The organism is Corynebacterium sp. ES2730-CONJ, assembly GCF_024834055.1.
In the GTDB taxonomy this organism is placed as follows: domain Bacteria; phylum Actinomycetota; class Actinomycetes; order Mycobacteriales; family Mycobacteriaceae; genus Corynebacterium.
The window spans coordinates 63,596-90,284 of sequence record NZ_JANUXZ010000005.1 but is presented as its reverse complement, the minus strand read 5'-3'; the positions used below and the strand labels follow the sequence as shown (position 1 = coordinate 90,284).

The following is a 26,689-nucleotide window of genomic DNA, read 5'->3' as shown; positions in this document are numbered from 1 at the left end:
TCCAGTATTTTATTGATACGCACGAAGATGCTCATGGTTCTGCCAACTAGCGTGTGGGGCGCTGCTCTATAGAATCTCGCAGTGCTCACTCTGTGATCTTTGCTGGCACAACGATCAAGGCAATAGAAAAGCACCTCGCTTTGATAGCTAGGTACATATGTGGAGACCAAAGGGCACGTGTCGAAATTTTTTTACTACCTAATCATACTGAGACGGTCAATAAACTAATCGCCTGATTCGAATCTAAGGTCACGCGAAGCGGAACCCGAATAGCCCGCCTCCTTCACCTGCGTCGGTCAGGATTGGATTAACGACATAGCCTCGCCGATCGAAGCCTTCAGCCTCCACTGCTGTCAGGCGGTCAGAGTTGAGAGTGACTATGTATTGGAAGCCAACCTCGTCTGCAAGTCGCGCACCGATGTTCAGACATGATGCGATTTGACGGTCATCCATGGAGTCGAACAGTTGACTGTCGTGCACAAGGATTCGAGGGCACCTGCCAATTCGAATTGCCGTCACCACACACACCATATCGAGCAAGAAAGTCTTTACTCCCAAAATTCCGGACGACGCGTCACCATCAATTTTAGGTACCACTTTGAGGACACCCTTGCGCGTGACATCGATAAGCAATGACACACTACGATCAGAATAGATCTCCTCACCTAGCTGTTGGAAAAGGACGATAACTGCTTCGATAGCTTCTTCACGTTCAGCTATTTCCGTTCGGACACCAGCTTCTGCTTCAGACTCCATTGCGCGCAACTGGAGGCTTGTGGCACTAATGTTCTGAACCAAATTCAGCCTTCGCTCAAGATCGGCAATGCGCGCGTCGAAATCAGAGATTTCTCTCTCGGCATTGCGAAACGTCTCTAATGCCATTGAGTCGTTGAGTAACAACATTAGTTCAGCGCGTAGGCGGTCAAGCTCTTGTCGTTTCATTTGGATCTCTGAGAGCCGCTGTCCAACAGACGCTAATTCTGCTTGCAAGAACAACTGCCTGTTTTTCACAACTGATGTATGAAATTCAGCCACTTCACCAAAGCGGCGGATTACAGCTTCTGGCAGCACGATGCCGATCTCCGCATACATGTTCTTAAGCTGGTTACCAAGTTCTGTCCCTGCGATTGAAGGTCGCTCATCCGCCATCGCTAACTCTAGATCATGTTTCCTCTGCTCCAATGCTAAGCCCTCGTCGTTGAGGTCTCTGATAGCATGCGTCAAATGATCTGCCTCAGTTTGGTGATCAGCGTACTGCTCATCTACTCTAAATTCTGAAAGGTTGCTCTCAAGTCGAGATCGCTTCTCGCGTGTACGCGCTAAACGGGCGCGAAGTTCTGGCTCGCTAAGAGCGATAGAACTAAGAGCTCCCTCAGAAATAGCCTTGTTCAGCGCCTTCCTATTCTTCTCAAGAGCTGAAACTTCGCCGACCTTGGTCAGTATTTCGGGCGAAAATCCGAGAAGATAACCGATTCTTACGCCTGATTCCCAGTCGGATTCAGCTGAGTGAATCTTGAGCGGATCTCCAAAATACTTGCGAGCGAGTTGGCCAAAAAGCTGCCCGACAGTTGGTCTCCCGACTGATTCCGGAAGTTGGAAAAGTCCTGAAAGTTCATCTTTCCATTCGTCAATCGGGGTTTTGGAACCGTCAACGTAGACTTTCGTGCGTGGCGATACTGGTCTCTTCACGTGCCTTGCACTGCCAATTTGACCCATATCAAGTTTTGCCCAGAAAACATGTTCAGTCAACGCTGGAGCCATCAGACTGTCATCCAAATTCCCGCCTAGTACATAGCGTAAGACGCGAATAAAGCTGGTCTTTCCTGCTCCGTTCCGGCTATCTCCTGTTGTGGACTCCAGCGTCTTGTCGGCAAGGAGAATATTCAATCCTTCGTGAAACTTCAGCCGCTTGAACCGAGCATCAGACGAACCAAGTTCATTCAGAAACATGACACTTCTCCAACTGTCCGAATTCGTTCCAAGAGACTGCGCCTATTGTAAAAAGCATCGAAAGTGCCATGGCGAACCAATCGAATGAGATTTTTGCGTGTGCGGGAGTGCCTGCTTTCTTCTTTGAGAAGCGCTCCCACAGTCCCGACACTGTAGCAGGTGATTCTAAAAGGGAGATGATGGTCGCCCCAATAGTCAGTAACGCACGCTGAGGATCGATACCCTTGGTAGGTAGCAACATCGTACAAATCACCCCCCTAATTCTTGGGCTGGTGGTTCTTCGAATATGTCGCAAGAATCAAAGAAATATGCTGTAACGGCATAGACAGCGTTAGCTCTCTTTGTGGATAAGTCGAAATCTTGCCCGCCTAGCGCACCGTATATTCGGCGAACTATCTCCCGCACATCCTGGGTGTCTTTACATGCATCTTGGTAGACAACACGAAAGCGCCGGGCTTTTTCGTCCCGCAACTCGGGATCCGCCTGCTCCGAGAACCATTTGTCGATGCGCGCCGAGAGAAGTCTCCCTTCATTAAATTCTGCTCTCGTCGTCTCGGGAAGATTGTTGAAATCCATCTTGGTAGCAGGGACTGGAAGAATTGGACGAATATCACTGATGTGATTACTACCGGCATCCTCTAGGGAAAGGATGAGTGCCACAAGGTCGTCGAGATCGACGTTGGGCGCGTGCGGAATCCCAGGTATCACTTCGTCCAGCTTTTCAAGGGTTAGCTTATTGACGGCATTCCACCAAAGGTCCTCGGATTCCCAGACCTCTATCTTGATTGGGCGCTGAGATCCTGGGGCATGCTGCGCCTGAAGATCAATAACAGTCTTGACTGGCAAAGGCCCGAGAGTGGCATTGGTAACAAATCTCCAAATGGTGCAACTACTCCAGTTGCTTATAGCTCTAGCGAAGTCGGAAGCCAATTTATCTCTAGTCTTCTTGTCGACGCCGGTCTTGGCCCGCTGTCCGTAGCATGCGTAGACGGTTGACCCGTTATCAGCAATACCATCGCACCCACCGTCACCAAGCTTACCCATCGGGGTGGGGTTCAAATAATCGTCATGAAGACGTGTCAAGACTTTCGTGACATAGTCCTCGAATGCATCACCATCAGCGAGGCACCGCTGGTAATGCATTGCTCGATACCAACTCTTCCACGCCGAATCAATCATGATCATGTTCTTCCTTCCGACAAGACCATATGTTCACATTCGTCTCGATCGCTCCCTTCAGGAAAACCGTTGCGAGCGGAGCCTTATAGTTAGCCAGTAACCGAGTATGCGGGTGGTAGAATCAGCTGCCCACCCAAGATCTACACTTGCGGTAAGGCTAGACGCGCCATTACAGTCATATATCACCATGGCAGGCTTTGCCGAGGCACGCTCAATTCTATCAACTCTTGTGAGGCGCCCCAACTCGACACTCACTCCTTCTCATGTACGTGCACCAGCACAAAACCATGTCGCTCGAGATAATCCGCGTAAGCAATCTACAGCGCAAATAGGATTATGCGGAATAAGCAACTAAATTCATCGCTCGCAGTTGATCTAGCAACTGACTACAAGAAACAACACGGACGTGGCGATGAAATGCTGAAGTCTCTCGAGGCTGAGCGCAAGGACGTTGAGCGCCAGTTAGCTAAATATGTGAAAGCTGTGGCGCAAGGGTTGTTCTCGTCGACGATAGTTACTGCTATGCAGGAGCTTGAGGAACGACAAGACAAACTGCCTGCTGCTCTCCAGAAGGAGAACGTCAAAGTGGTTCTGTATGAAGATGAAGCGTCTATCGGAGCGTTCTTCCAACAGTTTGCCAAGGCGAGGCTTGATGATACAGATACTCGTGCGATGTTGCCGGAGTATTTTGTGGACAAAATCTACGTGGGAGAAAACACGCTAACGGCCGTTTCATTGTTCTATGATCACGGCGAGCGCGTCACGAATTAAGTGCTTGTTGAAGCTAAGAAAAGCAGAGGTCATGTCGAACTCGTGAGAGAGTTCGACATGACCTCGTTGTGTGGAGCATAGGAGAATCGAACTCCTGACCTTCTGCTTGCAAAGCAGATGCTCTACCAATTGAGCTAATGCCCCAAATTCCTTGGTGGGCCTAGCAAGAATCGAACTTGCGACCTCATCGTTATCAGCGATGCGCTCTAACCGACTGAGCTATAGGCCCTTAAAAAGGAACGAAACCCAACTTTACAGCAGATTCTATTAACGGACAAAACCAGTGCTCATTACAGGTATCTTAAGCGCTCTTAAGCATTACGACTCATCAGGTGGCTCAGAGCACCACCGGCCACCTGCAGAGACTGTGGATCGCCTTGTTCGATAATTTCCCCCTGGTCCATCACAGCAACGAGGTCTACCGAATCAACGGAATCAAGATCATGAGCGATCTCAATGATGGTTGCATCGGGGCGATACCGCCGTAAATTTTCGCGTACTTGCTGCACTAAACTGGGATTAAGGTGCGCGGTGAATTCATCGAGAACCAGCACCCGACCGCCCCGCAGCAATGCTTGAGCTAGAGAAAGGCGCTGCCTTTGGCCACCTGAGAGCGCGAGCCCACCTTGGCCAACCTCTTGGTCGAGGGAAATCTCCCCACTCAAGCAGGCGATAGACATTACTTCCTTAAGCTCCGTATCTAAAGCTTGCGGGTGGGCAAGCCGTAAATTATCGGCAACTGTTCCAGACAGTACTTTGATGTCTTGGGTGACAAAGTTAATAGCAGCCCGAATGTCATCGACGTGATAGTCGCGCAGATCGTGGCCATCTACCAAAACCCTACCGTGGGACGGGTCCCAGTAGCGCAGTAGAAGTTTTGCGATGGTAGATTTCCCCGACCCGGTGCTTCCGACCACCATCGACCAGCTCCCCGGTGCGATGGCAAGGTTAATTGACCGCACGGCTCCTACTCTGCTGCCAGCGTAGCTAAAGGATATATCGCGCCATTCCACGCCGATCCCTGGGCCCTTGGCAGCAAGGTGGCGTGGGCCGTTGTCGTGGGCTAATCCGGCGTGGGAGAGGCTATAGACCCGGCGCGCCGCCGCGAGTGATTGCGAGAGGTAGTTACCCAGATCAGAAACCTCGTTGACCATATCCCAACAGCGCAGAACCGCAAAGACTATGGCCACGCTCAGCGCCATATTATCGGTTGGGATCAGTAGCAGGAGAAAAACGACCATACGCGCAGCAGCTACAAGCCCTGCATGAGCACCCACGACGGCGCCGCGCCGATCGATCTTTTCCGCAAGGGGTTTCTCCAACTCAGTGAGACTTTCATGGCGACGCTTCCTCGCACCGTAGCCTACTACTTCGGCGACACCGCCTACAGAATCGGCTATATGCTGAGCGATGATTCCACGTTCCGCGGTTACCTTCACCGCATGACGATAGGCTCGAGTATCAGCGGCGATCAGCCCCACACAAAGGAAAATTGCGGCGGTGGCTAGTCCATGCCACGGGGATATGAAGGTGATGGCAATCAGCACCACAGTAGGCACAGTGAGAGCGGAAATAATTGGAGCTGTGGTGTGGGCGAAAAAGACTTCAATTTGGCCGATATCCCTCGTCAACCGGTTGAGCATATCCCCGGTCCCTACTGCTTCCTTGCCCGTACGCGCGGTAATAGCGGGGGCTTGGGGATAGATATCACGGAATACCCGGATGCGAATGAGCTCGAGGGCCTTGAAGGCCACAAGGTGACCAAAGTAGTGCTCGAGGTACCTCAAGAAGGCTTTGGCTAGAGCACTTATGATCAGGATGCTCATGACAGTTTTGATTGTCATCGTGCCGCCTACGATCGCATAGGCCGGGACTACAAAGATGACGATCCCGAGGATCTGATTGAGTATGCGGCAGATGGTTGACCACCCCAGTGGGGCCAGGACTGGCCGAGTGATGGAAATTAGCCACGATACTAGTTGTTTATAGGTGGGCTCGTTCATGCTTGTTCCTTCACGTCTTCGTGGAGTTGGCCGTTATCGATATGAATTACTCGATCCATATGTTCCAGGGAGCTTAGGCGGTGCGTGACCATAATGAGGGTGATATCTGGTCCTAGTTCATTAATGGCCTCGAGGATCTCGCGTTCGGAGCGCAGATCCACATGGGAGGTCGGTTCGTCGAAAAGCATGACGCTACGCCCGGAAATAATAGCCCTCGCTAGGGCGATGCGCTGGGCCTGGCCGCCAGAGAGTCCGAGTCCCTGCTCGCCGAGTTCGGTGTCGATCCCGTGAGGCATGGCCTTGATCTCGGTATCAATATGTGCGCTTTGAAGAGCGGCCCATAATTGCTCATCAGTGGCATCGGGGCGTGCGAAACGGAGGTTATCAGCAATGGTGCCGCTAAAGAGCCACGTGGTTTGATTGACGCTCGCGGAGGCATCGCGAAGTGTATCCCCGCTGAGCCCGTTAATGGTGATATCTCCAGAATCTGGGATGAGATCGCCTTTGAGGAGGGAGAGCAGAGTTGATTTTCCTTCGCCTGATCGGCCCATAATAGCTACACGTTCACCAGGCGCGATTTCAAGATTGATACCTTCAAATAGTGGTTGATCGAAGTGGAAGTGCAGATCGCGCACACATACCGCGGCGGTAGTGGCCGAAACGGCGGCAGCGGCGGTGGGAGTATTATTCGGCTGGGCTCCTGCAGGCCGTGAGGGTTGTGCGGGGCGGGCACGCAGGAAACCGAAGATGCCGCGTTGGCTGCCAAGGCCACTCATACCGATATAGAAGAAGGCGCCAACTTGATCCATGGGCTCTAGTAGGAGCATGCTCAGCGCCAATAATGTGATGCCCTGACCAGCGCTGAGCTGACCTGTGAGGGTGCCGTGGAGAGCAAACCACGCGGCTGTCGCCACCAACAGCAGGCTAAAGGAGGCGTCCATGGCAAAGAGGATGAGCTGATTACTCTTAAGCAGGCGCATGACTGCACGGCGATTCTTCTCCCCTGCTGCATCGAGTTCATCAGCCTTGCGTTGAGCTGCACCGAGTAATTGTAGGGTACTTAAGGATTGCAGGGATTCCATATAGGCCGCGGCTAATTGTTTCCGGGAATCTTGGGTGCCGGAGGATACTCGTGACACTATCTTGCGGAAAGCCCCTAAAAGTAGTGGCACCATCGGCAACATCAGCACTAAGATCATCGCTGCTTTCAGCGATACAGACACCCCTATGGTGGCTATGACGATCACGGGTGCGGTGAGGGATGCAATAATTTGGGAAATAAAGCCGATACGGAAGGCCATCATTTTCTCGCTCGACTCGGTGGCCAAGGATACAACTGCACCCGTACTGGTTGATGCCGAGCGAGCTGGGCCGGCATCAAAAACGGCATCGAGGAGGCGGTGGCGAATGAGGGCCTCTTCGTGGATCTGACCGCGCGCGATAAGTAGACCGCGGAGCCAGAGGCTCAGCACCACGATAGCTGGGCCGAGGAAGAGCGTGGGTGAGGGCGGATAGCCGTCGATAAGAGCGCCGGCACCCACTATTGTCAGGCACATGCCGATGACCGCGATCCAGTAGCTGATCACGCCGAGGCCAATGGAGGTCTTCGCCTGAGGGCTAAGCTTATACGGGGCTGGCGGTTTCTTAGCTTTGCTTTGCCTTAGCTTCATAGGCTCATGGTAGCGAAGAGTGAGATTGTCCGCCCAACTCTCAGCCGTGATATTCATCCTTAGATTAACCCCGACGAATATCACTCTTATCCCATTTCACCCTGGAAATGCGCCCCTGCCGTATCGGTCATAGGGGTAACAAGCACACGCTAGTGTGAGCAATCTCCCGCTTATCGACGCCACATCTTAGGTCGCCCCTTAACCCCTAATTCAACCTCAACCATCAGCTGTTGAGGGCGAACCTTCGGCGTCCGATTCTTTGACTAAGCTTTTTAACAATTGCGATCGACTGGTGCACTGTGAATACAAAAACGGGGTATATCACGGCGCCATGGGCCCGTGATATACCCCGCTTCTAAAGATAAGGTGAGAAATGAACTGTCTTAAGCAGTCGTCTCAGCCATAACCTTCTGTGGCTCCTTTAGTCCCAGCCTCTTCTTAATACCTGTAACCATGAGACTGATTGCCCCATCACCGGTGACGTTGCAGGCGGTACCGAAGGAATCCTGCAAAGCGAAGATAGACAACATAAGTGCCACACCGGTCTCATCGAAACCAAGGATCGCAGTAATCAAACCGATGGAAGCCACCACGGTTCCGCCTGGCACACCTGGGGCGGCGATAGCGAAGATGCCCAGGAGGAAACCGAAGAGGACGAGGTTAGATACTGAGGGAAGGGATCCGTAGAGAATCTGCGATACCACCATCACAAAGAAGGTCTCAGTGAGCACCGAACCGCACAAATGGGTATTAGCGCACAGCGGGATGCAGAAATTCCGTACCTCTGGGTCAAGAGTCTTAGACTTAGAGGCCGATTTCAGGGCCACAGAGAGCGTTGCTGCTGAACTCATTGTGCCCACGGCCGTCATATACGCCGGACCATAATGACGCAACACTTCCCATGGGTTGGTGCCGGAGAATAATCCGCCCAAAGCATAAAGCAGAGCCAACCAGAGATAGTGGCCAACAATAACGATAGCGAGCACCTTAATGAATACCGGAAGTTCGTGGATAATCGCCCCTTCGTAGGCCAAGGTGGCAAAGGTGGCACCGATATAGAAAGGCAAGAAGCGAATGACCACTTGGTTCACAATGGCCAATACAATTTTATTGAACTCCTCAAAAAGCTCACCAAAACGCTTCGATTGGGTCCACAAGATGGCCAAGCCCATCAAAACGGCGGTCACCAGCGCTGTCATCACTGGCATGACGGGTGCGATGCTGAGTGCAAACAGCTTCTCTGGTAAGGCGGTGGATTCCGGCGCTTTGCTGCCAATATCGAGATAAGGGATGAGTACATGCCCGGCCGCAATGGAGAACATCGACGCACCTACCGAGGAGAGGTAGCAGATTGTCAGTGTAATCCCGAGGATCTTGCCCGCATGTGCTTTAAGGCGGATAATTGCTGGTGTAATAAATCCTAAGATAATAAAGGGAACCGCATAAAGGATCAGATCTCCAAGAACTGATCGCAGGGCGTCTATGACAGCTATGACTGGCTCATTAGCTAGCGAACCCACAATCAGGCCGAGAATTAAACCGATCAAAAGTTTCATAGGGAAACTGCGCATAATGGTCATATTTTCAGCTTTCTTCAATTTTTTATTCTGTGCCTATGGCTTCTGTGCCATCATTCATGGCGCCTCATAAGCTACCACAGTCTTTTCTTGCCACCTATAAGCATTTTCTTTTAGTGAGTGAACTTCGAGAGATGACACAATCGATTTTTATATTTGATTTGCTCCCCCGCATGAAATTCCGCGCACTACACCGCAACCTCTTTCGGTTTAAAGGATCCTAATGAGAAAGTGCTGCTTATGGGGTTTTTTCATCCTGGGAGTTGAATATAACTTGCCGCGTCGCCGCTATTTTTACCCCCGAGGGGGCACGAGCTCATGATTTCGTTCAGTAATTCTTCACTCCTTTAAAACCGCGCCCTCAGACCTCGCAGATCCGTGTGTTGGGGTGGCTTTCACCGGAATGTAGATAGTCCTTTGAGGACGGATTCGCCCATTAGGATGCAGGGCCCTAATGCCTTCTAAAGAAATTATGGCGCGAGAGCCCATATTGCAGCGCTCGATGTTGCTAAAGCAACGAGCATCTCACTGTGGAATAGCACCACCCTGTGGTTTTGGTGTCTGGGTGTTTTTACCACTGCCTATCGCTTACAGGCACGGAGCACTCGGGGCTCCTTCATGTATACCTTCAATAAAGCCGAAGCAACGTCCACCGAAAGCGACCGTGTACTACGCACAGCACTGCTGACCTCAGGTGTAGTGATGGTGAGTGCGTAATTCCAGGGTCCACAGATTATTCTTGCTGCTTATATCCCACACGTCCCTGATTCAGCAACGGATCTATGCCGGGTTGGTGTCATGAGATATCCCATCCCGTATTCTCAAGGTCCAAGGCTGCACCCCTGGAGCCTGTTGGAGTCTGGGGTGTTGACCAAGCACCACGATTTTAAATATCACGAATATCACCCACACTGATGGATTCCGCACCATTGAGGACAGCGTCTGCCTCGTACCCTAAACCCTCGAAGCGATCGTAATACTCGGATAGCTTTTCTGTAACTCTCCTCTTCCGCTCGGCATATGTAAGCCCCTCAGGGTCGGGTTTGAACCTCGATACCCTCGGTAATAACTCAGCAATATCCGTTCCCGTGTCTTTAAATGAACCATCGGCAAAGCATCTGATAATGAATTCTCTCGTGGATATAGGCTGCAGTTTCTCTTCTTCCACGATGCCTTGTAATTCCGCTCCCCGGTGGTAACGGATAAACTCAACCCACTCCTCTTCCACGTCTGAGTTAGGAGAAATCGAATCAACGAAAGCTTCGATGAGGTCACGCTTGCTTCGCAGCGTTGGGCTGGCGCTCAGGGAGCGGGAAATTTCAGCTCGAATATCCTTATCTTGGCCATCACCGTGCTGCTCGCGGTATTTCTCTACCAGCAGCAAGATATAGTCAACATTAATTTCTACCTGCTTGATCAATTCAATTTCGAAGACGAGGTCATCATTGATCACTTCCTTGTCTGCGTCCTGCTCCCCACGAACATGAGCGTAGATATCCAGGTAAATACTGCGATAATTTTGCTCTTGGCGCGGCGTGAGAATCTCTTGACCAGTGAACTCATCAAAAGAGGAGAGAATATTCTGCAACCTCAAAATGGCCCCAAATAAGGCAATAAATTCCTTTTGCCGAGATTCCCCGATTATTCGCTCACCCTCAGGAAAGGCCTGTAGGAGTTCTGAAGTTTTATTGGCGTACTCAGCGTAGTAATCCCTAAAAGGCTTCAAGATCACTACTCCGTGGGCGTCTTTGTTACCAAATAGCTCCAGTGCCTTATTGGTCTCTTCCTCCAAATCGCGGAAGCACACAATATTGCCGTAGGTTTTTACCGAGTTAAGAATCCGATTGGTCCGAGAATAGGCCTGGATCAGGCCGTGTGCCTTGAGGTTCTTATCCACAAATAAGGTGTTGAGGGTGGTGGCATCAAAACCGGTGAGGAACATATTGACCACAATGACTAGATCTAGTTCCCGGTTTTTTAACCGTTGGGATAGATCCTTGTAGTAGTTCTGGAATTTATCCGCCGAGGTGTCATAGGACGTATTAAACATATCGTTATAGTCATTGATCACATCCTCAAGGAAATCCCGCGAAGAGTTGTCCAGGTTTTCTGGCTCAAAGGACTCATCTTCAATAATCCCATCGGCGGTGGCCTCATTGGCACCATAGCTAAAGATCATTCCGATTTTTAGCCGCTCATCGGGTGTAAGGCCGTCCTGTTGGGCCTGGAATTCATTGTAATAGCGCTTAGCCGCATCGATAGAGGCGGTAGCAAAGAGCGCATTGAAGCCTCTCACATGCCGTCTATCGTTCTTGGCAATATGCGCCCGCCTGGTGCGGGTTGACTCCACCACATTTGATACCACGGTGTGCTCATAGCTTTGCCACCGCTTAGTTTTTTGCGGAAAGTGCTCCAAGGTATAAGCAACAATTTCAGAAATTCGCTGGGGGGCCAAGAGTGCTCGTTCCGTATCTACAGCGCTGACGTCCTTATCGCGAACGTCGCCCACCTTGATAGTGTCGATATAGTCAATGCGGAAGGGGAGAACATTCCTATCCGTGATTGCGTCAACGATGGTGTAGGTATGCAGTTTATCGCCAAAAGCCTGCTGCGTAGTCTTGAGATGCGGATTACTACCTGAAGAGGAATTCACCGCAAAGATAGGGGTGCCGGTGAACCCAAAAAGATTGTACTTCTTAAAGGATTTCGTGATTTCGGTATGCATCTCACCGAATTGGGAACGGTGACACTCGTCGAAAATCATCACCACATGCTTAGCAAAAACCGGATGCTTCTTATTGGCTTTAACAAACGTAGACAGTTTTTGGATCGTGGTAATGATAATCCGCGAATCACTGTCTTCGAGCTGGCGCTTTAACACCGCAGTAGACGTATTAGAATCAGCCGCCCCTTTTTGGAAGCGCTCATATTCCCGCATAGTCTGGTAATCCAGATCTTTGCGATCAACCACGAAAAGAACCTTATCCACGCTCTCCATTTGCGAGGCTAGGATAGACGCCTTGAATGAGGTCAAGGTCTTCCCTGATCCCGTGGTGTGCCATATATATCCACCAGCATCAAGAGTCCCCAGAGTTTTGTAGTTAGTAGAGATCTGGATCTTGCTCAGGATCCGTTCCGTAGCCACAATCTGGTACGGGCGCATAACCAGCAAAAGATCATCAACGGTAAGCACGCAATAGCGCGTAAGAATATTGAGCAGAGTGTGCTTGGCAAAAAATGTTCGGGCAAAATCTGTTAACTCTTGGATAGGCTTGTTATTTCCATCAGCCCACCACGAGGTGAATTCATAGCTGTTGGACGTCTTCCTCGACGACTTTTTAGCGGTAGTCTCAATATGGTGCACACGAGTGGTATTTGAATAGTATTTTGTTAACGTTCCGTTGGAAATAACAAAAAGCTGCACATACTCAAAAAGCCCAGATCCCGACCAAAAGCTTTCTCGCTGATAACGCTGAATCTGGTTGAACGCCTCCCGAATATCAACCCCTCGACGCTTAAGCTCTATATGCACCATCGGAAAACCATTGACTAAGACCGTGACATCATATCGATTCAGGCGCTTCTCCCCTAAAGGCTCCCCCTGGTTACTACGAGAGCTCCCCACGGTTTCATACTGGTTGATCACCTGAAGGCTATTGTTGTGGATATTAGCTTTATCGATCAGGCGAATATTCTTCACTCGCCCATCGTCTAATTCCATTAATTGCACGTTATCTTGCTGGATACGCTTGGTCTTTTCCTTAATGCCGTCGTTTTTACTAGCGATGACTCCATCGAAGAAGCGTTTCCACTCAGAATCACTAAATTCAGTCTTGTTGAGCTTTTCCAGCTGCCTGCGCAGATTAGCTACCAGTTCTTCCTCGGACCGTGGCTGGAAATACTCATAGGCTTGTGACTGTAGAATCCGAATGAACTCGTTTTCCAACTGCGCTTCGGACTGATACTCCACCACCGAAGATTCTGGGGCCTCATATTCCGCGACAACGGTCGAATCAGCTGATACCACCAGAGGTTCAAATGCCTTCACAGCACCCACACCCATCACACCTTTAGTTCTTTGAAGGTCAGTAATTGGTCCCGGTAGTACTCGTACTGTTGGCGACGAGCGCTAAGCTCTGCAGGAATTCCACTCTTCAAATCGTTGGTGTATGAGTTCAATGCTTCCAAGGTCTTGATAATCTCTTTTTGCTCCTCCAACGAGGGTAGAGGTAGAGGGAAATTTTTTACCTTGCTGGCATTCAAATTCGATTGAGATCCGACTCCGAGAGATTTTAGTTTTTCATAACGGCAAAGGAGATAGTAGAAGACATATTTGTATTCGGCTTTATGGGGGTTTATCTCAAGATTGCAACAAGCCTGATTGGTGGTAGCAGCAATGCTTGTGATGGCCACTTTGGCTGCAGTCGCTCCGTACATAGCAACAACAATGGTCTTGGGGGGAACCCAATGAGCCGAGCTATTGTCCAGTCCAAGATCGGTAATAGTTCTAGAGGTTTCGTGGATGTAGTTGAAGTCGATGTCTTGAGTCCTGATCCAGGGAATATCGCCATCGTAGTATTCGGCTCTAGTCGTCCTCGGGGTTCCCCCTGAACTAACTTTTGTACACACATCCCCTAGACGATAGACTTCAACATTCTCATCAAAATTAAATACTGAATTTAGAACATATTGAAACTGAATCGTTCGAGCTTCCAGCTCAGCCTCCAGCTCAGCCTCCAGCTCGGTGAAGGAGTCCAAAATATCAACAATCTCACGCTGAATCTCCAAAGGAGGGATAGGAATGTTCAACTGAGAGTACTTGGAAATCCACTGGCGCGAGTGATCTGTGACAGGATAACCAATAGTCTGCATAGTATGGAACAAATATCGAATGTCCAAGATTTCCGAGTCAACTGAAAGAATCTTCAAGGCAGATGATTTAACCTTAAAGGGAAAATCTACCCACTTAGAGCTAGTAGTGAAGTCATCAAATATGATCACCGGATCTTCTGGGCTTGACATTTTAATACCGTGTTTCTCATTGGTCTTACCCAGAATGAAAGCTTTTCCAGCTGTCAAAACCGGAGTTTCGTAAAAATCGCGATACTCTTTGGAGTTCACTAGATACCGAGTTGGCTGCTCATATTTCACAACTTGGTTAATAGGAACTACAGGCACCCCATTAGGGCAGTGCTGCTGGATCAGTCGCTCAATCCTATTCATTATTTACCACCCTCGAGATCCGCAACAATCGCATCAATCTTGGTGCGCAGAACCTGCTGGCGCTCAACAATCCCAGCTATACGCTGGTTAAGCTCAGCAATATCAACAACCTCCCTGGTATCCTCTGGCTCAACATAACTCGACACCGCAAGGTTATAGTCATTACCCGCAATCTCCTCGTGCGAGGCCAGCTTCGCAAGATACTCCACGTCCTTACGATCGTTAAATAACTCGAGGATATGGGCGATATTCTCATCCAGGAGCTTATTCTTCTTTCCTACCTTCTTAAACTCCTTAGAGGCATCAATAAACAACACATCGGTGTCTTTCTTGGACTTCTTCAGCACCATAATGCATGTTGCAATGGTTGTCGTGAAAAAGAGATTGGCAGGCAACTGAATGATGGCCTCGACATAGTTATTGTCAAGAAGATATTTGCGGATTTTTTGCTCCGCTCCGCCGCGGTAGAGCACCCCGGGGAATGACACGATGGCCGCAGTGCCATTTTCCGCCAACCAGCTCAAGATATGCATTGTGAACGCTAAATCAGCTTTTGAGTTCGGCGGCAGGACACCTGCCGGGGAAAAACGCTCATCGTTGATCAACAATGGGTTGTCTTTGCCGTCCCACTTAATTGAGTAGGGCGGGTTGGAGACGATTGCTTCGAAAGGTTGATCATCCCAGTGCTGCGGATTAATCAACGTATCACCAAGACTTAAGTTGAAGCGCTCGTAGTTGATTCCGTGGAGGAACATATTAATCCGCGCGAGGTTATAGGTAGTGAGGTTTATTTCTTGACCATAGAAACCCCCGACTTTACCTTTTCCTAGGATTTTCTCGAATTTCAACAGCAAAGAGCCCGAACCCACGGCGGGATCATATACCCGGCTCAGGTGCGTTTTATCCCCGATAGAGATACGTGCGAGTAGTTCTGATACTTCCTGTGGGGTGAAGAATTCCCCACCTGATTTCCCAGCCGAGGAGGCATACATCGTCATGAGATACTCATAAGCATCACCGAAGACATCAATAGTGTTGTCATCAAAGTTTCCGAGGGGTAGGTCCCCAATAGCATTGAGAAGTTTAACGAGTTTCTCATTGCGTTCTTGAACGGTATTACCAAGCTTAGGTGAGTTAACGTTGAGATCGTCGAAGAGACCTTTGATATCGTCTTCACTCGCAGTACCGACTGCTGAGCCTTCGATGCTGCGGAAGATATGATCTAAAGTCTCATTGAGGTTCTCATCATTTTTCGCGCGCGTACGTACGTTAGAAAATAGATGTGAGGGGAGAATGAAATAGCCTTTTTCTTTAACTGTTTCTTCCCTGACTATTTCGGCTTCGGTATCGGTGAGATCCGCGTAGTTAAAGTCATCATCCTCGTTGCTTTTGAGGTGGTTGGTGATGTTTTCGGAAATGAAGCGATAGAACAGCATACCGAGGACGTAGCTTTTGAAGTCCCAGCCGTCTACGCTGCCACGTAGCTCGTTGGCTATTTTCCAAATGGTTTTGTGTAATTCAGCACGCTGAGACTCTTTAGTCATCGGTAATCCTTATGGTCTTTCACCGCCCTCAAAACAAGGGCTGTTGGGAATAAATCTACGTAGGACTCTAGCAAGAATAATCTTGTTAAAAGTGCCAACGCCACGACTATAAGACTAGGAATAGACAAAGCGCGCTAATCAGAGAACGCTTGTTCGAAAGAAGTTCTCCTATCCAGGCTAAAAGGACTCATAGGATCCTCAGATTCGGCCGAATATTGCTCACGCGAAGATCCGGCCAACCGTAACTATGCCCTACTCCCCGCGCCCATCATTCCTAGCAGATTGAGTGAAGTAAGTAGTGACAAATTCGATCTCCGCCATATACCTCGTTATATAAAACGTGTTCAGCTTTATCTTCCAAACTTTTGACCAAGGTGGGCTAAGAAGCCCCACCAAATAAGAGACGTTAATTCTTTTATAGTTGTCGCGAGATCCTCCCAAGTACTCGGTTAAGATCTTGTACATCTTTCGATATCTGTTTTTCCAAATTAAGTCGACCATTCGTTGTATTACTATTGGCGTGAAAATGTGTACCTAGAACGCTGCGAACATTAAGTTCGAATCTCTCTGAGTAGTGATTGCCGAGCTCATCATCATATTCCAAGAGAACAAATTGAAGCGCAGGTACGCCCTCTCTGGAAGCGGAAATTGCTTCGCCATCAACGTACTTACCTTTAGGTTGCATCCAGTAGGCGACATCTATTTGAAAACCTGGAACCCATGTCGAGAAAGTTTTGCGATCAAAGATCAGTTTGACACCTTCTACAAGCGAGTAACCGGTCTTTCTATTTGGGGTCGCGGCCTGTATTGCTGAGTCGGGCAGTTCCGGCTCGAAGTTCACCATCACATTCTTTGCCACTGATTTACCTTTGTTAGAGATAATAAAACGTAGAGGCTCTCGGGGTAATCGGGCATTAGCACGTGAGCCATCATCATCGGTCGATTGGCATTGATATTTATCTGCCTATTCAAGCGAAGGGAACGACACGCAACCAAGAGAGAAATAAGAGCGATGAACGCATTAATCAACGTGCTGGTTCGCTCAGTTGTCCACCAGCTCGCAAAGTTTAAGAAATAGTCCATCCGCTGATCGTATCCAGTTTTGCTGAAACCTCCGTTGAGCTGCGCCAAAATATGCTCGTTACCTCCCACCCAAGCTGGGGAGATATCAAAGTACCTCAGCGACTTGCTGCGAGGAGACAAAAAGAACCGGCACCTTTTAGGTAGGTACCGGTTCTTTACTAGTTGTGGAGCATAGGAGAATCGAACTCCTGACCTTCTGCTTGCAAAGCAGATGCTCTACCAATTGAGCTAATGCCCCAAATTCCTTGGTGGGCCTAGCAAGAATCGAACTTGCGACCTCATCGTTATCAGCGATGCGCTCTAACCGACTGAGCTATAGGCCCTTAAGAAGGAACAGTCGAAATGTTATCTAAGAAGTTAATATTTCACAAATCGACTCGTGACCATGATGTTTATGGTCACACGATAACCTTGTGCTCAGTAGTTATCACTACAACGCTGCGCCTTTCATTTTAGGGCTGGGTATAAAGGAAAAACAAATTCCACCTCCCCTTCTATGCCGCTTGCGCGGGTGAGGGAGGTGGGATCTGTTGCTAGGGCTTAGAAATCGTGGGTAATTTGAATGCGTAGCCCCGAGGTGAAATCAGTGGTGGCGTTGTAGCACACCGCGATCAGCGGCAGCAGCACACTGGTGAGGATCACAAAGATGATAGCCAGCAGCCCGGCTAACATCATCACCAGTGGAAAGGTGATGAGCTGGGTTCCACCCACACCACCAATAATCTGGTTCACCTGATCCCACACTCCCATGGCATCCATGCCAAAGTACAGCAGGGTGACACTTAAAAGTCCGGCCGCTGCGAGCACCGTGGAGAGAATGAAGGTAACCCGAAAGACCGAGAGCGGCGCGATATGGGTAATGGCGCTAATACGAGTAGCCATTATTTATCCCCTTGTTCCGCGTCATTGGGGCTCACGCTGAGCGGAGTTTGGTGCCCGTGCGGCAATTCCTTCTCCCCTGTTGCTACCTTTTCGGCTTCTTCTTCGCCTTCGCCTTCAACATTTCGGTCAATGGCTAGAAGGTCAACACCGTCTTGGAGGTTCACCAGGCGAACGCCCATGGTGGCACGAGAGCTTGGTCGGATCTGGTTAACCTCGGTGCGAATCACGCCACCGGCTGAGGTGATAGCGAAGATCTCATCGTCTTCATCTACTACAATCGCACCGATGAGTTTGCCGCGCTTCGGGCTGTACTTAAAGGTCATCACACCAATGCCACCGCGGCCACGGGTGGCATATTCTTCCATGATGGTTCGCTTGCCATAGCCCCCTGAGGTGGCCACCAAGAGGGAGGAGCCCTCGCGGACTACGGTCATGGCCAGGAGTTGATCCTCGCCTCTAAAGCGCATGCCCTTCACACCTGCGGTGGATCGACCCATGGGTCGTAATTGCTCATCATCGGCGTGGAAGCGGATGGCCTGGCCTTCTTCGGACACCAGCAGCAAGTCATCGTCGCCAGAGCATAGGGCTGCTCCAATGAGTTTGTCGCCCTCATTGAGGTTGATAGCGATGAGCCCTCCTGAACGGTTTGATTCATAATCGCTCAAGCGTGACTTCTTTACTCGACCTTGCGCGGTGGCGAGAACGAGATACGGTGCGTCTTCGTAGCTTTGGATCTGGATCACCTGGGTGATGCGCTCTTCTGGCTGGAATTCCAGCAGATTGGCTACGTGTTGCCCACGAGCGGTGCGGGATGTTTCCGGCAGCTCATAGGCCTTGAGGCGATAGACGCGACCGAAATTGGTAAAGAACAGAATCCAGTCGTGGGTGGAACATACGAAGAAGTGGCGGACCACATCTTCTTGTTTGAGTTCGGCCCCGCGAACTCCCTTGCCACCACGGCGCTGCGACTTATAGGCATCGACCTTGGTGCGTTTTGCGTACCCCGTTGAGGTGATGGTGACCACGACATTCTCGCGGGCAATGAGATCCTCTTCGGTAACATCGCCCGTAGCGGCGATAATCTGCGAACGACGATCATCGCCGTGCTTATCGACGATCTCTTTGAGCTCAGCGCGCACAATGGAGCGCTGACGTTCTGGGGAGGAGAGGATATCCATCAAATCGGCGATTTCGGCTTCGATGGTTGCCAATTCGTCGATAATTTTCTGGCGTTCCAGGGCAGCGAGGCGACGCAATTGCATAGCCAGGATAGCGTCGGCCTGAATCTCGTCGATCTCAAGAAGATCCATCAGTCCAGAGCGGGCTACATCCACCGTGGCCGACTGACGGATGAGGGCAATGACCTCATCTAACATATCGAGGGCTTTGACCAAACCGCGCAAGATATGCGCACGTTTTTCCGCTTCATCGAGACGGTACTGGGTGCGGCGCACGATCACTTCGATCTGGTGAGCGACATAATTGCGCAGCATCTGATCGAGACGTAAGGTACGCGGCACCCCGTCAACGATCGAGAGCATATTGGCGCCGAAGTTCGTCTGCAACTGCGAGTGCTTATAGAGGTTATTGAGCACGACGCGCGGTACCGCATCTCGCTTTAGGGTAACCACGATGCGCATACCCACACGATCGGAGGATTCATCTTCGATCTTAGAGATTCCAGCCAGCTTGCCGTCTCGTACCTGTTCTGCGATATTTGAAATCAAATTATCGGGGTTGACCTGGTACGGAAGCTCCGTAATCACAATGGTCTGGCGGCTACCCTCTTCTTCAATGGAGGTCACACCCCGCATCCGAATGGAGCCGCGGCCAGTGGTATAAGCATCCCTAATACCTTGGGTTCCAACGATTAGGCCCGCCGTGGGGAAATCGGGACCCTTGACAAAGCTCATGCAGGCATCGAGCGTCGAGGTTTCATCAGCCTCGGGATTCTCTAATAACCAGTAGATGGCGTCGGCCAATTCGCGCAGGTTATGGGGTGGAATATTGGTAGCCATACCCACGGCGATGCCGTTGGAGCCGTTCATTAAAAGGTTGGGGACCCTAGATGGCAGAATATCGGGCTCTTGAGTTTTACCATCGTAGTTCGGGGAGAAATTGACGGTATTTTCTCGGATATCGCGCACCATCTCCATGGCTAGCGGGGTGAGGCGGCACTCGGTATAACGCATGGCGGCTGGGCCATCATTGCCGCGGGAACCAAAGTTTCCTTGGCCGTCGACGAGCGGGTAGCGCATATTCCAGCTCTGCGCTAGACGCACGAGGGTGTCATAAATGGCTGAGTCACCGTGTGGGTGGAATTGTCCCATGGTGTCAGAGACCGGGCGTGCTGATTTTACATAGCTGCGATCTGGGCGGTACCCGGAATCGAACATGGCGTAGAGAATACGGCGGTGCACGGGCTTTAAGCCATCGCGAACTTCTGGGAGTGCGCGGCCGACAATAACCGACATGGCGTAGTCGATATACGACGACTGCATTTCCTCATTGAGGTCGATCGGGAAAATGCGATCGTATGTTTCTCCCGAGAAGAGATCGTCACTCATATAGGGACCTTTCAGTATGAGAATAAATCTCTTCTAGTCTAGCCCCTTAACGGCCTTTTGAGCGCATCTCAGCGCCTGATCCTCCCTTAAGTGATACCACAGTGATACCACTTTGTGGCGTAGGATTGAAATATGGCAATGACGCTTCGATTAACACCCGAATATAACCGCGCTGTTGAACTCCTCGCACAGGCTCAGGGGGTGAGTAAACACGAAGCCGTTTTGCGCGCCATTATGGCCCAAGCCCGGCGCAGCGTGAATGATTCTCTTATTGAATCCCTCGCCACCGATCTCATCGAGAACCACTACATGGAGGATCGACTGAATCGAGCGCGGCGTGAGCACCACTAATTCCTCGCCCCGCACGCCTACCTCCCCGAGACCGTGGGTTAATCTCAGCCCCGAACAGCTTCTCATCATCGCCGATATTTTCAGCGCCACCTATGCCACTTGCATCACCGATTATGCTGCACTCTATGCTTGCGCCACCAGTACTAACGCCCGGTTCGATGGGGTTAGGGTCGATCGAGACGTTCAAGAAAGTGCCCGCTCCCTCGCCCGAATAATTAACCTCACTCATCCACTGAGCGCACACAATGAGAGCTTTGCCCGATTCGCGGCCACCGTCTATCTATCCTTTGCCGAGCATATCTCCACCCCGTAATGGTGGTTTAAGAGGTGAATAGCTAGAGCTTTAACCGCTCTACTGCCAGCGTGATGCCACCATCTCACAAGGCTGAGACTAGAGATACCACGACTGAGCATGGCAGCGTCGACACGGTATAGGCCCTCGCGATCGTGCTATCTGTCGCGTGTATTTAAAGTCTTTGCTATTTTTTAGCCATTGGCGATATTTCTGCAGCATTCCTCTGTACTTTTCCTAGCAAAAGCAAAAGATCTCTGGGACACTACAGAGTATGAACAAGCCTATTATTTCTATCAATAACCTCGTCAAGAGCTTCCGCACCACCCAGGTTCTCAAAGATATCTCTCTTATGATCCCGCCCGGCAGCATCCACGGCTTCCTCGGACCCAATGGTGCCGGAAAATCAACCACAATCCGCTGCCTTTTAGGATTTATTCGCCCCGATTCCGGCACTATAAGCCTCAGCGGTCACGATCCCACCATCAACCCCTCGTTAGCGCGGAAAAACACCAGCTTTGTGCCTAGCGATAGTCACCTCTGGCCACAGCTAACGGGAGGGCAGATTATCGATACCCTCGCTCGCATCCGTCACGGCCATAATAGCAAGCCACTTCAAGCTGAAAGAGCGCGCATCAGCGAACTCATTGATGATTTCGATGTAGATCCCAGTAAAAAGATGCGCACCTATTCTCGTGGCAATAAACAAAAGGTGCTCCTCATCTCGGCACTAGCTGCTCCCACTGCTGCCATTATTCTGGACGAACCCACCAGTGGGCTGGATCCTCTCATCCAACACGTCTTTAAAGATTGGCTCATAAAACGCCGCAATGAAGGTGCCGCCATTCTTATGTCTAGCCATATCTTTAGTGAAATCCAAGAATTAGCCGATGAGATTAGCATTATCCGCCAAGGATATATTGTGGAATCAGGCCCCAAGGACACCCTTACCCACCTTGGTGGCATGCATATACGAGCAGTTGATTCCCGCGGGCAACACATCGAAGAATTTGTCGCACCAAAGTTGGTTAACACCACTCTAACTCGGCTCATTAACCAAGGAGCACACTCTATACGGTGCGAACCAGCCCACTTAGAAGATCTCTTCTTGAAATTTTACGAGCGGTGATCATGATGTTGAGTTCTCTTATTCACCTGGTAGGACAGGATCTGCGCTCTAAAAAGCTTTTTCTTGCCTCATGGCTCATTCCCCTTATTCTCCTGACATATATCTCACCCATAGCCACCGAGAATTCCATTCCTAATCCTGATGATCTGGCTTCTATCGGTGCTGCCTCAGCTTCCTCAGCTGGAGTGATTGCCTTTTATGGTCCCCTGCCCACTATTCTCGATATCTATTCCCTCACAGCATGGAAAACCGGGATGACTGTTATGGTCTTAGGCGCCATTATGGCCGTTCTTTTAGCTACCTATACTTCCATTGGTCACGAAGAGAATGGCCGGGCCGAAATTCTACTGAGCCAAGGAATGACAAGAGGTACCCTTCTTGGCTCTTCGATTCTTAGTCTCGTTATTATCACTGGAATCTTCGCTTTCGGTTCAGGCCTGAGCCTTGTACCCACAGGGGCTTCACTAATAGGTTCCCTATCTTATGGGCTGGCGCTCTTTTTTAGCACCTCTATTTTTGGCCTTGTAGCCATTCTTATCGGGCAGGTCACTGGATCTGAAAGATTGACGAAGGCTCTGTCCCTCACCCTTATAGGATTCAGCTTCATGGTGCGGGTATTCGCGGATCTTTACACTATCAACTGGCTTCGAGCGCTAAGTCCTTTGGGTTGGCGGGATTTACTTAAGCCTTTCGACGGTGAAGAATTTTTCCCTGCCTTATATATGGCTCTGAGCTGCTTAGCCGTGATAGGTGCCACTTTATTCATCAAACGCGATCTTGGCTCCCAGGTTCGTGTAATTTCACATGCACTTAAGAGCCGCTCTGGATATGGGCTTAGTAGATTGTGGATTTCTCATAACCGCGTCGCTCTTTCCTTCTTCAGCGGTGGAATCATTATATTCAGCATCGCATTCTTTGCCCTTGTGGGAGAGATGTCCAAGATTTTCTCAACTACCCCAGAAGCGGCGGCGATCTTTGAACAATTGGGGTTTGGTAGCTCCGTCATCGCAGGCGCTGCCCAGTCATTGGCCCTACTTCATGCCGTCGTGCTCTCCATTATGGCTATTGTGCTAAGCCAGAGCCTGTACAGGGCCGAGATATCAGGAACTTTAAGCCTCCTTCTTAGTACCGGACGAACAAGATGGGAGATTCTTCTAAGAACTTGGCTCCTCGTTGCTCTTATGACCGCGGGTATCGCGATGATCAGTGGTCTCCTCGCTGCTTTAGCTGCGATTATGAGTCCAGAGGTACAGGCTGATCAGTTTTATCCTCTCTTCTTTAAAGTAATTGATCTCTATCCCGCTACATTTTTCGCTTTCGGGTTTTCTTTTCTGCTCATGGGCCTAGCGCCCCGATTTGTTGGTCTGGCCTATCTCCCCGTTGCTTTATCTGCGCTTCTCAGCTTCTTTGCAGAGTTTTTTCCCCACTCTAAGACGATCATTAAATTCTCTCTCTACTCCTGGGCACCACATATGGTTGATCACGCTCTGGGGGTAGGTGTCCTCATTCTTGGTGGGCTTGTCTGCTCAATCATTGGGATCAGGTGCTATATCCGGAGAGATCTTCTTGCCTAAATGAAACTTGTCTAAATAAAAATAGCCTCTCCCCCTCTATGAGAGCACCTTGAGAGAACATATAGGGATATCTAGAGAATCGGCTATCTATGGCACCACTTATGCCTTAGGGAAGCACGCGACACCCTCGAGTTTGCGGGAATAACTAGGAGTCCATCCTTACTCCGTACATCATCTGAACCCATGCACCGGAGGGTGCGCGTCCAAAGATCAGGTGTGACCTCAGACTACCTCTCCCCCCGAACAGGGTTAGATCCGTTATCAGCATAGTACCGAGCCACTGCTACTTTTTGCCGATATTTTTTCAATACCGGGGCAAATACACTGTTTTTCCCAAAGACTCCGTACCGATGCGGCTTCTATCTAGGCTCAACTCCGGGGTATAGATGCAAACAGCGATCTTCAAGAAAACTCCCCGACCTCGGAAAAGAGTTTTTTCGCATCGTGCATCTTAAATAAACCGTCGAAAATTTTCCTCATACGCTGCGCAGGTTCCTATGCGGTGTGTTGACGGTGCTTTTTGTTTTCGTGATGGCCAGCTCGGCAACGAGATTGAGACTTGGGAGGGGAATTCGTGCCCGTGCGAGATTTTTTAGGTATTTTCTTTGCGGGAGTACCCACAAATCTGTAATAATTGTGACTGTTGTGATTGCAGTTAACTACTGAGGTGTCCTGATCGCTCCTTATTGCTGGATCTTCTATATCTTTTATCGGGATGTGGAATAAAAGGCAGACACCCACGTAGAGTCTGTGGCGGAAGAATTACAACTGTGGTTTATAAGCGTTCGCAATAGTTGGTATATCCCTGAAGCTGGTCATATCACACATTGCGAACGCTTTTTTATCGCCTATTGGTATAAAGTTCTTCTCTACACCCGCTCGGGAAAGGCTGATTCACATTATGAGCACCCTAAAAAACATGCTGAAAACTCACCGCGAATCTTTCGTAGCAGATCTCAGCACTCTGATCGAGGATTCCATTCAACAGAGTTCCGGACTGAGTTCACTAGCTCTCAAAGCTGCTGTTAAAGCGGGAAAAAAGGTCAACGAGTCTATCGTGTCACGCACTGTGAATTTATTAGCTCCCTTTATTCTCTCTGCTTTGCAGCCATATTGGGATCTCTACCAAAAATCTACGACGGCCGATTTCGGAACGTACCTCAATGCTGAAGCTGAGAATGTTATTAGCGATATTCTCAGCACTACTGACACATGGGTACAGCGGTTCGGGAAATCACCATTAAACAGATATTACCGTCACTATCGATCGCATCTGGCACATATGATTAGCCCCCGTCTCCCTCTTCTGGGGGATATCATAGAGAAGTATATGCGACCATGATTTTCTAAGAAACAACCTGCTTATTGCAGTAAATCAGCTGGCATCCTTTTTAATTTTTTTCTCAACGAGGTCCTGTCATTAATTAAATCCGTTAAGATATTCATACTTGCTTGATTAAGCATCTTCTTATTCTTGGATTTTTTAGGAGCCTTCTCTGTGAAAAATAAAGCCCTTATCGCGCTCACTCTAAGTGCGAGCATGCTACTCCCAGCTCACATCGCACAGGCCGCAGTTGCTCCCACAACTAATGTGGAGATGAATGCCGAAACCAGCGAATTCGTTGCTATGTCGGCCACCTTTGACCCCTCGCTTGGGCGTACCGAAGGCATTGCTGCTCTGAAAGAACTGCGCAGTAAGATGTGGGATCTCAACCCCATCTACCGCCACTACTACCTCGACAAATTCCCGGAGGGGACTCGCCTCCAGGATGTTGCTCGTCATTATGGAATCACCTCCAAGGCGCAGTACACCAATGTAAAATCAGATGAAAATCTCACCTGGATAGCTGTTCAACGAGCTGGAGAAGCTGGATACAAATTTGCTCACACACGTATCGACGGCTCCTCATACCGAACCGCCACCCGAGACGGTCATAAGCCTCAACTTGAGAGTTTGGCTCTGGGTCAACCAACCCTGCGTGAAACCATCCTGAAAGCATGGGGCGAGAAAGAGCTCGATGCACTCAAGAAAACAGGTGGCACATTTTCCGGAGACAGCGGGCATCTCATGCATATGCTCAACCCCGAGCACTCTACCTACGGTTTCGCCCGCGTCCATGTACACGGACTTAAGAATAAGATTTCTCCTAGCTATGCAGCGATCTCCAGCTCTCCCGCAACCAAGCCCGATCGTATTCCCGCTGGTGAACGCACCGAATGGATCTATCGCACCAAAGAAAAGGGAGAATCAGCCACCGGTATTATAGGTGGGTCTACGCCAAAGGAAACCCCAGCACCGAAGCCACAGAATCCTCCTCGGCCAAGCAAGAAACCTGAAGTTCCAGGAAATAACAATACCCAACCAGATAAAAAACCAGATAATGATCCGAATTCTGGAAGCGCGGCTGATTTTGGCGGCGAGAATAATACTGTTGGAATCATTGTTGGCGTCATCGTAGCCGTCATTGGTTTGATCGGCGCCCTGGCGAAATTTGCCATGGACTTCCGCCTATAACCACTCCCTCATCGGAGCAAGTAGCGCCGACTGGAATCCTCACCAAGAGCTATTCCGGCATTAAAGGAGCGGTGCAGTGACGTTGTGACTGCACCGCTCCTTTTATCTTTTTAAGGTATAAAGTCTTAGGGACTACTAAGTGCAAAATATTCGCTACTCAAACAACTAATAAGCATACAATCATGCTGGGATCATGGGCTCTACGGCTACAATCTTTTTATTTCTGTTCGAAGCAACAAAACACCCTGCACCTACGAGAGCGCGATATTTTTCTGGCTGTTACAACCGACGCTGTGGTGGCCCGATCTTCTTAATCAGTCTCCTTAAATAAACCTCAAGCCCACAATGTGTCAGCCTCAGACGTCTTGCTCTTCTCTTT

Annotated in this window: 19 protein-coding genes and 4 tRNA genes; 7 read left to right on the top strand and 16 right to left on the bottom strand. The window is 49.8% G+C overall.

Going from position 1 to position 26,689, the window contains the following annotated elements:
• Positions 1-249 precede the first annotated feature (249 nt).
• The 3 genes from NXS13_RS07280 to NXS13_RS07275 are packed head-to-tail and all read right to left on the bottom strand — an operon-like array spanning position 250 to position 3,135.
• Entirely contained in the window at positions 250-1,950 is a 1,701-nt protein-coding gene (locus NXS13_RS07280; protein WP_259289551.1) for an ABC-three component system protein, read from the bottom strand.
• Positions 1,937-2,191 carry an ABC-three component system middle component 6 gene (locus tag NXS13_RS09365; protein WP_396125075.1) on the bottom strand — a complete coding sequence of 85 codons (255 nt, stop codon included), beginning with the start codon at positions 2,189-2,191 and terminating at the stop codon, positions 1,937-1,939. The genes NXS13_RS07280 and NXS13_RS09365 overlap by 14 nt, the downstream gene beginning before the upstream one ends.
• A gap of 8 nt (positions 2,192-2,199) precedes the next feature.
• Entirely contained in the window at positions 2,200-3,135 is a 936-nt protein-coding gene (locus NXS13_RS07275) for an ABC-three component system protein (protein ID WP_259289550.1), read from the bottom strand.
• A gap of 330 nt (positions 3,136-3,465) precedes the next feature.
• On the opposite strand from NXS13_RS07275, the gene NXS13_RS07270 reads away from it, so the two are divergent.
• Positions 3,466-3,900, top strand: coding sequence for a hypothetical protein (locus tag NXS13_RS07270; RefSeq protein ID WP_259289549.1), 435 nt, complete (start codon positions 3,466-3,468; stop codon positions 3,898-3,900).
• A gap of 71 nt (positions 3,901-3,971) precedes the next feature.
• Here NXS13_RS07270 and NXS13_RS07265 read toward each other — a convergent pair.
• The 13 genes from NXS13_RS07265 to gyrA form a co-directional block, all read right to left on the bottom strand.
• Positions 3,972-4,044: transfer RNA gene (locus NXS13_RS07265), tRNA-Ala, on the bottom strand.
• An 8-nt stretch (positions 4,045-4,052) separates the two neighbouring features.
• A tRNA-Ile gene (locus tag NXS13_RS07260) sits at positions 4,053-4,129 on the bottom strand.
• 82 nt (positions 4,130-4,211) lie between these two features.
• Positions 4,212-5,903, bottom strand: a complete 1,692-nt coding sequence (locus NXS13_RS07255; RefSeq protein WP_259289548.1) for an amino acid ABC transporter ATP-binding/permease protein — start codon at positions 5,901-5,903, stop codon at positions 4,212-4,214.
• Positions 5,900-7,573 (bottom strand): ABC transporter ATP-binding protein/permease, encoded by a 1,674-nt coding sequence (locus tag NXS13_RS07250; protein WP_259289547.1) that lies wholly within the window; start codon positions 7,571-7,573, stop codon positions 5,900-5,902. The genes NXS13_RS07255 and NXS13_RS07250 overlap by 4 nt, the downstream gene beginning before the upstream one ends.
• 383 nt (positions 7,574-7,956) lie before the next feature.
• Positions 7,957-9,171, bottom strand: a complete 1,215-nt coding sequence (locus NXS13_RS07245; RefSeq protein ID WP_259079371.1) for a dicarboxylate/amino acid:cation symporter — start codon at positions 9,169-9,171, stop codon at positions 7,957-7,959.
• A gap of 865 nt (positions 9,172-10,036) precedes the next feature.
• On the bottom strand, positions 10,037-13,213 hold the full coding sequence (locus NXS13_RS07240) for a type I restriction endonuclease subunit R (RefSeq protein ID WP_259158636.1): 3,177 nt from the start codon (positions 13,211-13,213) through the stop codon (positions 10,037-10,039).
• Positions 13,213-14,373, bottom strand: coding sequence for a restriction endonuclease subunit S (locus NXS13_RS07235; RefSeq protein WP_259079379.1), 1,161 nt, complete (start codon positions 14,371-14,373; stop codon positions 13,213-13,215). Before NXS13_RS07235 ends, NXS13_RS07240 begins: the two co-directional genes overlap by 1 nt.
• The gene (locus NXS13_RS07230; RefSeq protein ID WP_259158583.1) at positions 14,373-15,917 is read right to left on the bottom strand and encodes a type I restriction-modification system subunit M; all 1,545 of its coding nucleotides are present in this window, start codon (positions 15,915-15,917) and stop codon (positions 14,373-14,375) included. Before NXS13_RS07230 ends, NXS13_RS07235 begins: the two co-directional genes overlap by 1 nt.
• 415 nt (positions 15,918-16,332) lie before the next feature.
• Positions 16,333-16,776, bottom strand: a complete 444-nt coding sequence (locus NXS13_RS07225) for a hypothetical protein (protein ID WP_259158584.1) — start codon at positions 16,774-16,776, stop codon at positions 16,333-16,335.
• Positions 16,777-17,165: 389 nt separating this feature from the next.
• Positions 17,166-17,238, bottom strand: a tRNA-Ala gene (locus tag NXS13_RS07220).
• A gap of 8 nt (positions 17,239-17,246) precedes the next feature.
• Positions 17,247-17,323: transfer RNA gene (locus tag NXS13_RS07215), tRNA-Ile, on the bottom strand.
• Between the two features lie 217 nt (positions 17,324-17,540).
• Positions 17,541-17,882 (bottom strand): DUF3566 domain-containing protein, encoded by a 342-nt coding sequence (locus tag NXS13_RS07210; RefSeq protein WP_259079390.1) that lies wholly within the window; start codon positions 17,880-17,882, stop codon positions 17,541-17,543.
• Positions 17,882-20,449 carry a DNA gyrase subunit A gene (gyrA, locus tag NXS13_RS07205; protein ID WP_259079397.1) on the bottom strand — a complete coding sequence of 856 codons (2,568 nt, stop codon included), beginning with the start codon at positions 20,447-20,449 and terminating at the stop codon, positions 17,882-17,884. The genes NXS13_RS07210 and gyrA overlap by 1 nt, the downstream gene beginning before the upstream one ends.
• Before the next feature lie 132 nt (positions 20,450-20,581).
• Between gyrA and NXS13_RS07200 the strand changes: the two genes are divergently transcribed.
• The 6 genes from NXS13_RS07200 (at position 20,582) to NXS13_RS07175 (ending at position 26,310) form a co-directional block, all read left to right on the top strand.
• Positions 20,582-20,800, top strand: coding sequence for a CopG family transcriptional regulator (locus tag NXS13_RS07200; protein WP_259079399.1), 219 nt, complete (start codon positions 20,582-20,584; stop codon positions 20,798-20,800).
• Entirely contained in the window at positions 20,787-21,113 is a 327-nt protein-coding gene (locus NXS13_RS07195; RefSeq protein ID WP_259158585.1) for a TetR family transcriptional regulator, read from the top strand. Before NXS13_RS07200 ends, NXS13_RS07195 begins: the two co-directional genes overlap by 14 nt.
• Before the next feature lie 253 nt (positions 21,114-21,366).
• Positions 21,367-22,221 carry an ABC transporter ATP-binding protein gene (locus NXS13_RS07190; protein WP_259289546.1) on the top strand — a complete coding sequence of 285 codons (855 nt, stop codon included), beginning with the start codon at positions 21,367-21,369 and terminating at the stop codon, positions 22,219-22,221.
• Complete coding sequence (locus NXS13_RS07185; protein WP_259289545.1) at positions 22,170-23,795, top strand: hypothetical protein; 1,626 nt, start codon at positions 22,170-22,172, stop codon at positions 23,793-23,795. Before NXS13_RS07190 ends, NXS13_RS07185 begins: the two co-directional genes overlap by 52 nt.
• A 901-nt stretch (positions 23,796-24,696) precedes the next feature.
• On the top strand, positions 24,697-25,137 hold the full coding sequence (locus tag NXS13_RS07180) for a DUF6918 family protein (RefSeq protein ID WP_259158590.1): 441 nt from the start codon (positions 24,697-24,699) through the stop codon (positions 25,135-25,137).
• A gap of 156 nt (positions 25,138-25,293) precedes the next feature.
• Positions 25,294-26,310, top strand: a complete 1,017-nt coding sequence (locus tag NXS13_RS07175; protein WP_259289544.1) for a hypothetical protein — start codon at positions 25,294-25,296, stop codon at positions 26,308-26,310.
• The last annotated feature ends 379 nt before the right edge of the window (positions 26,311-26,689 follow it).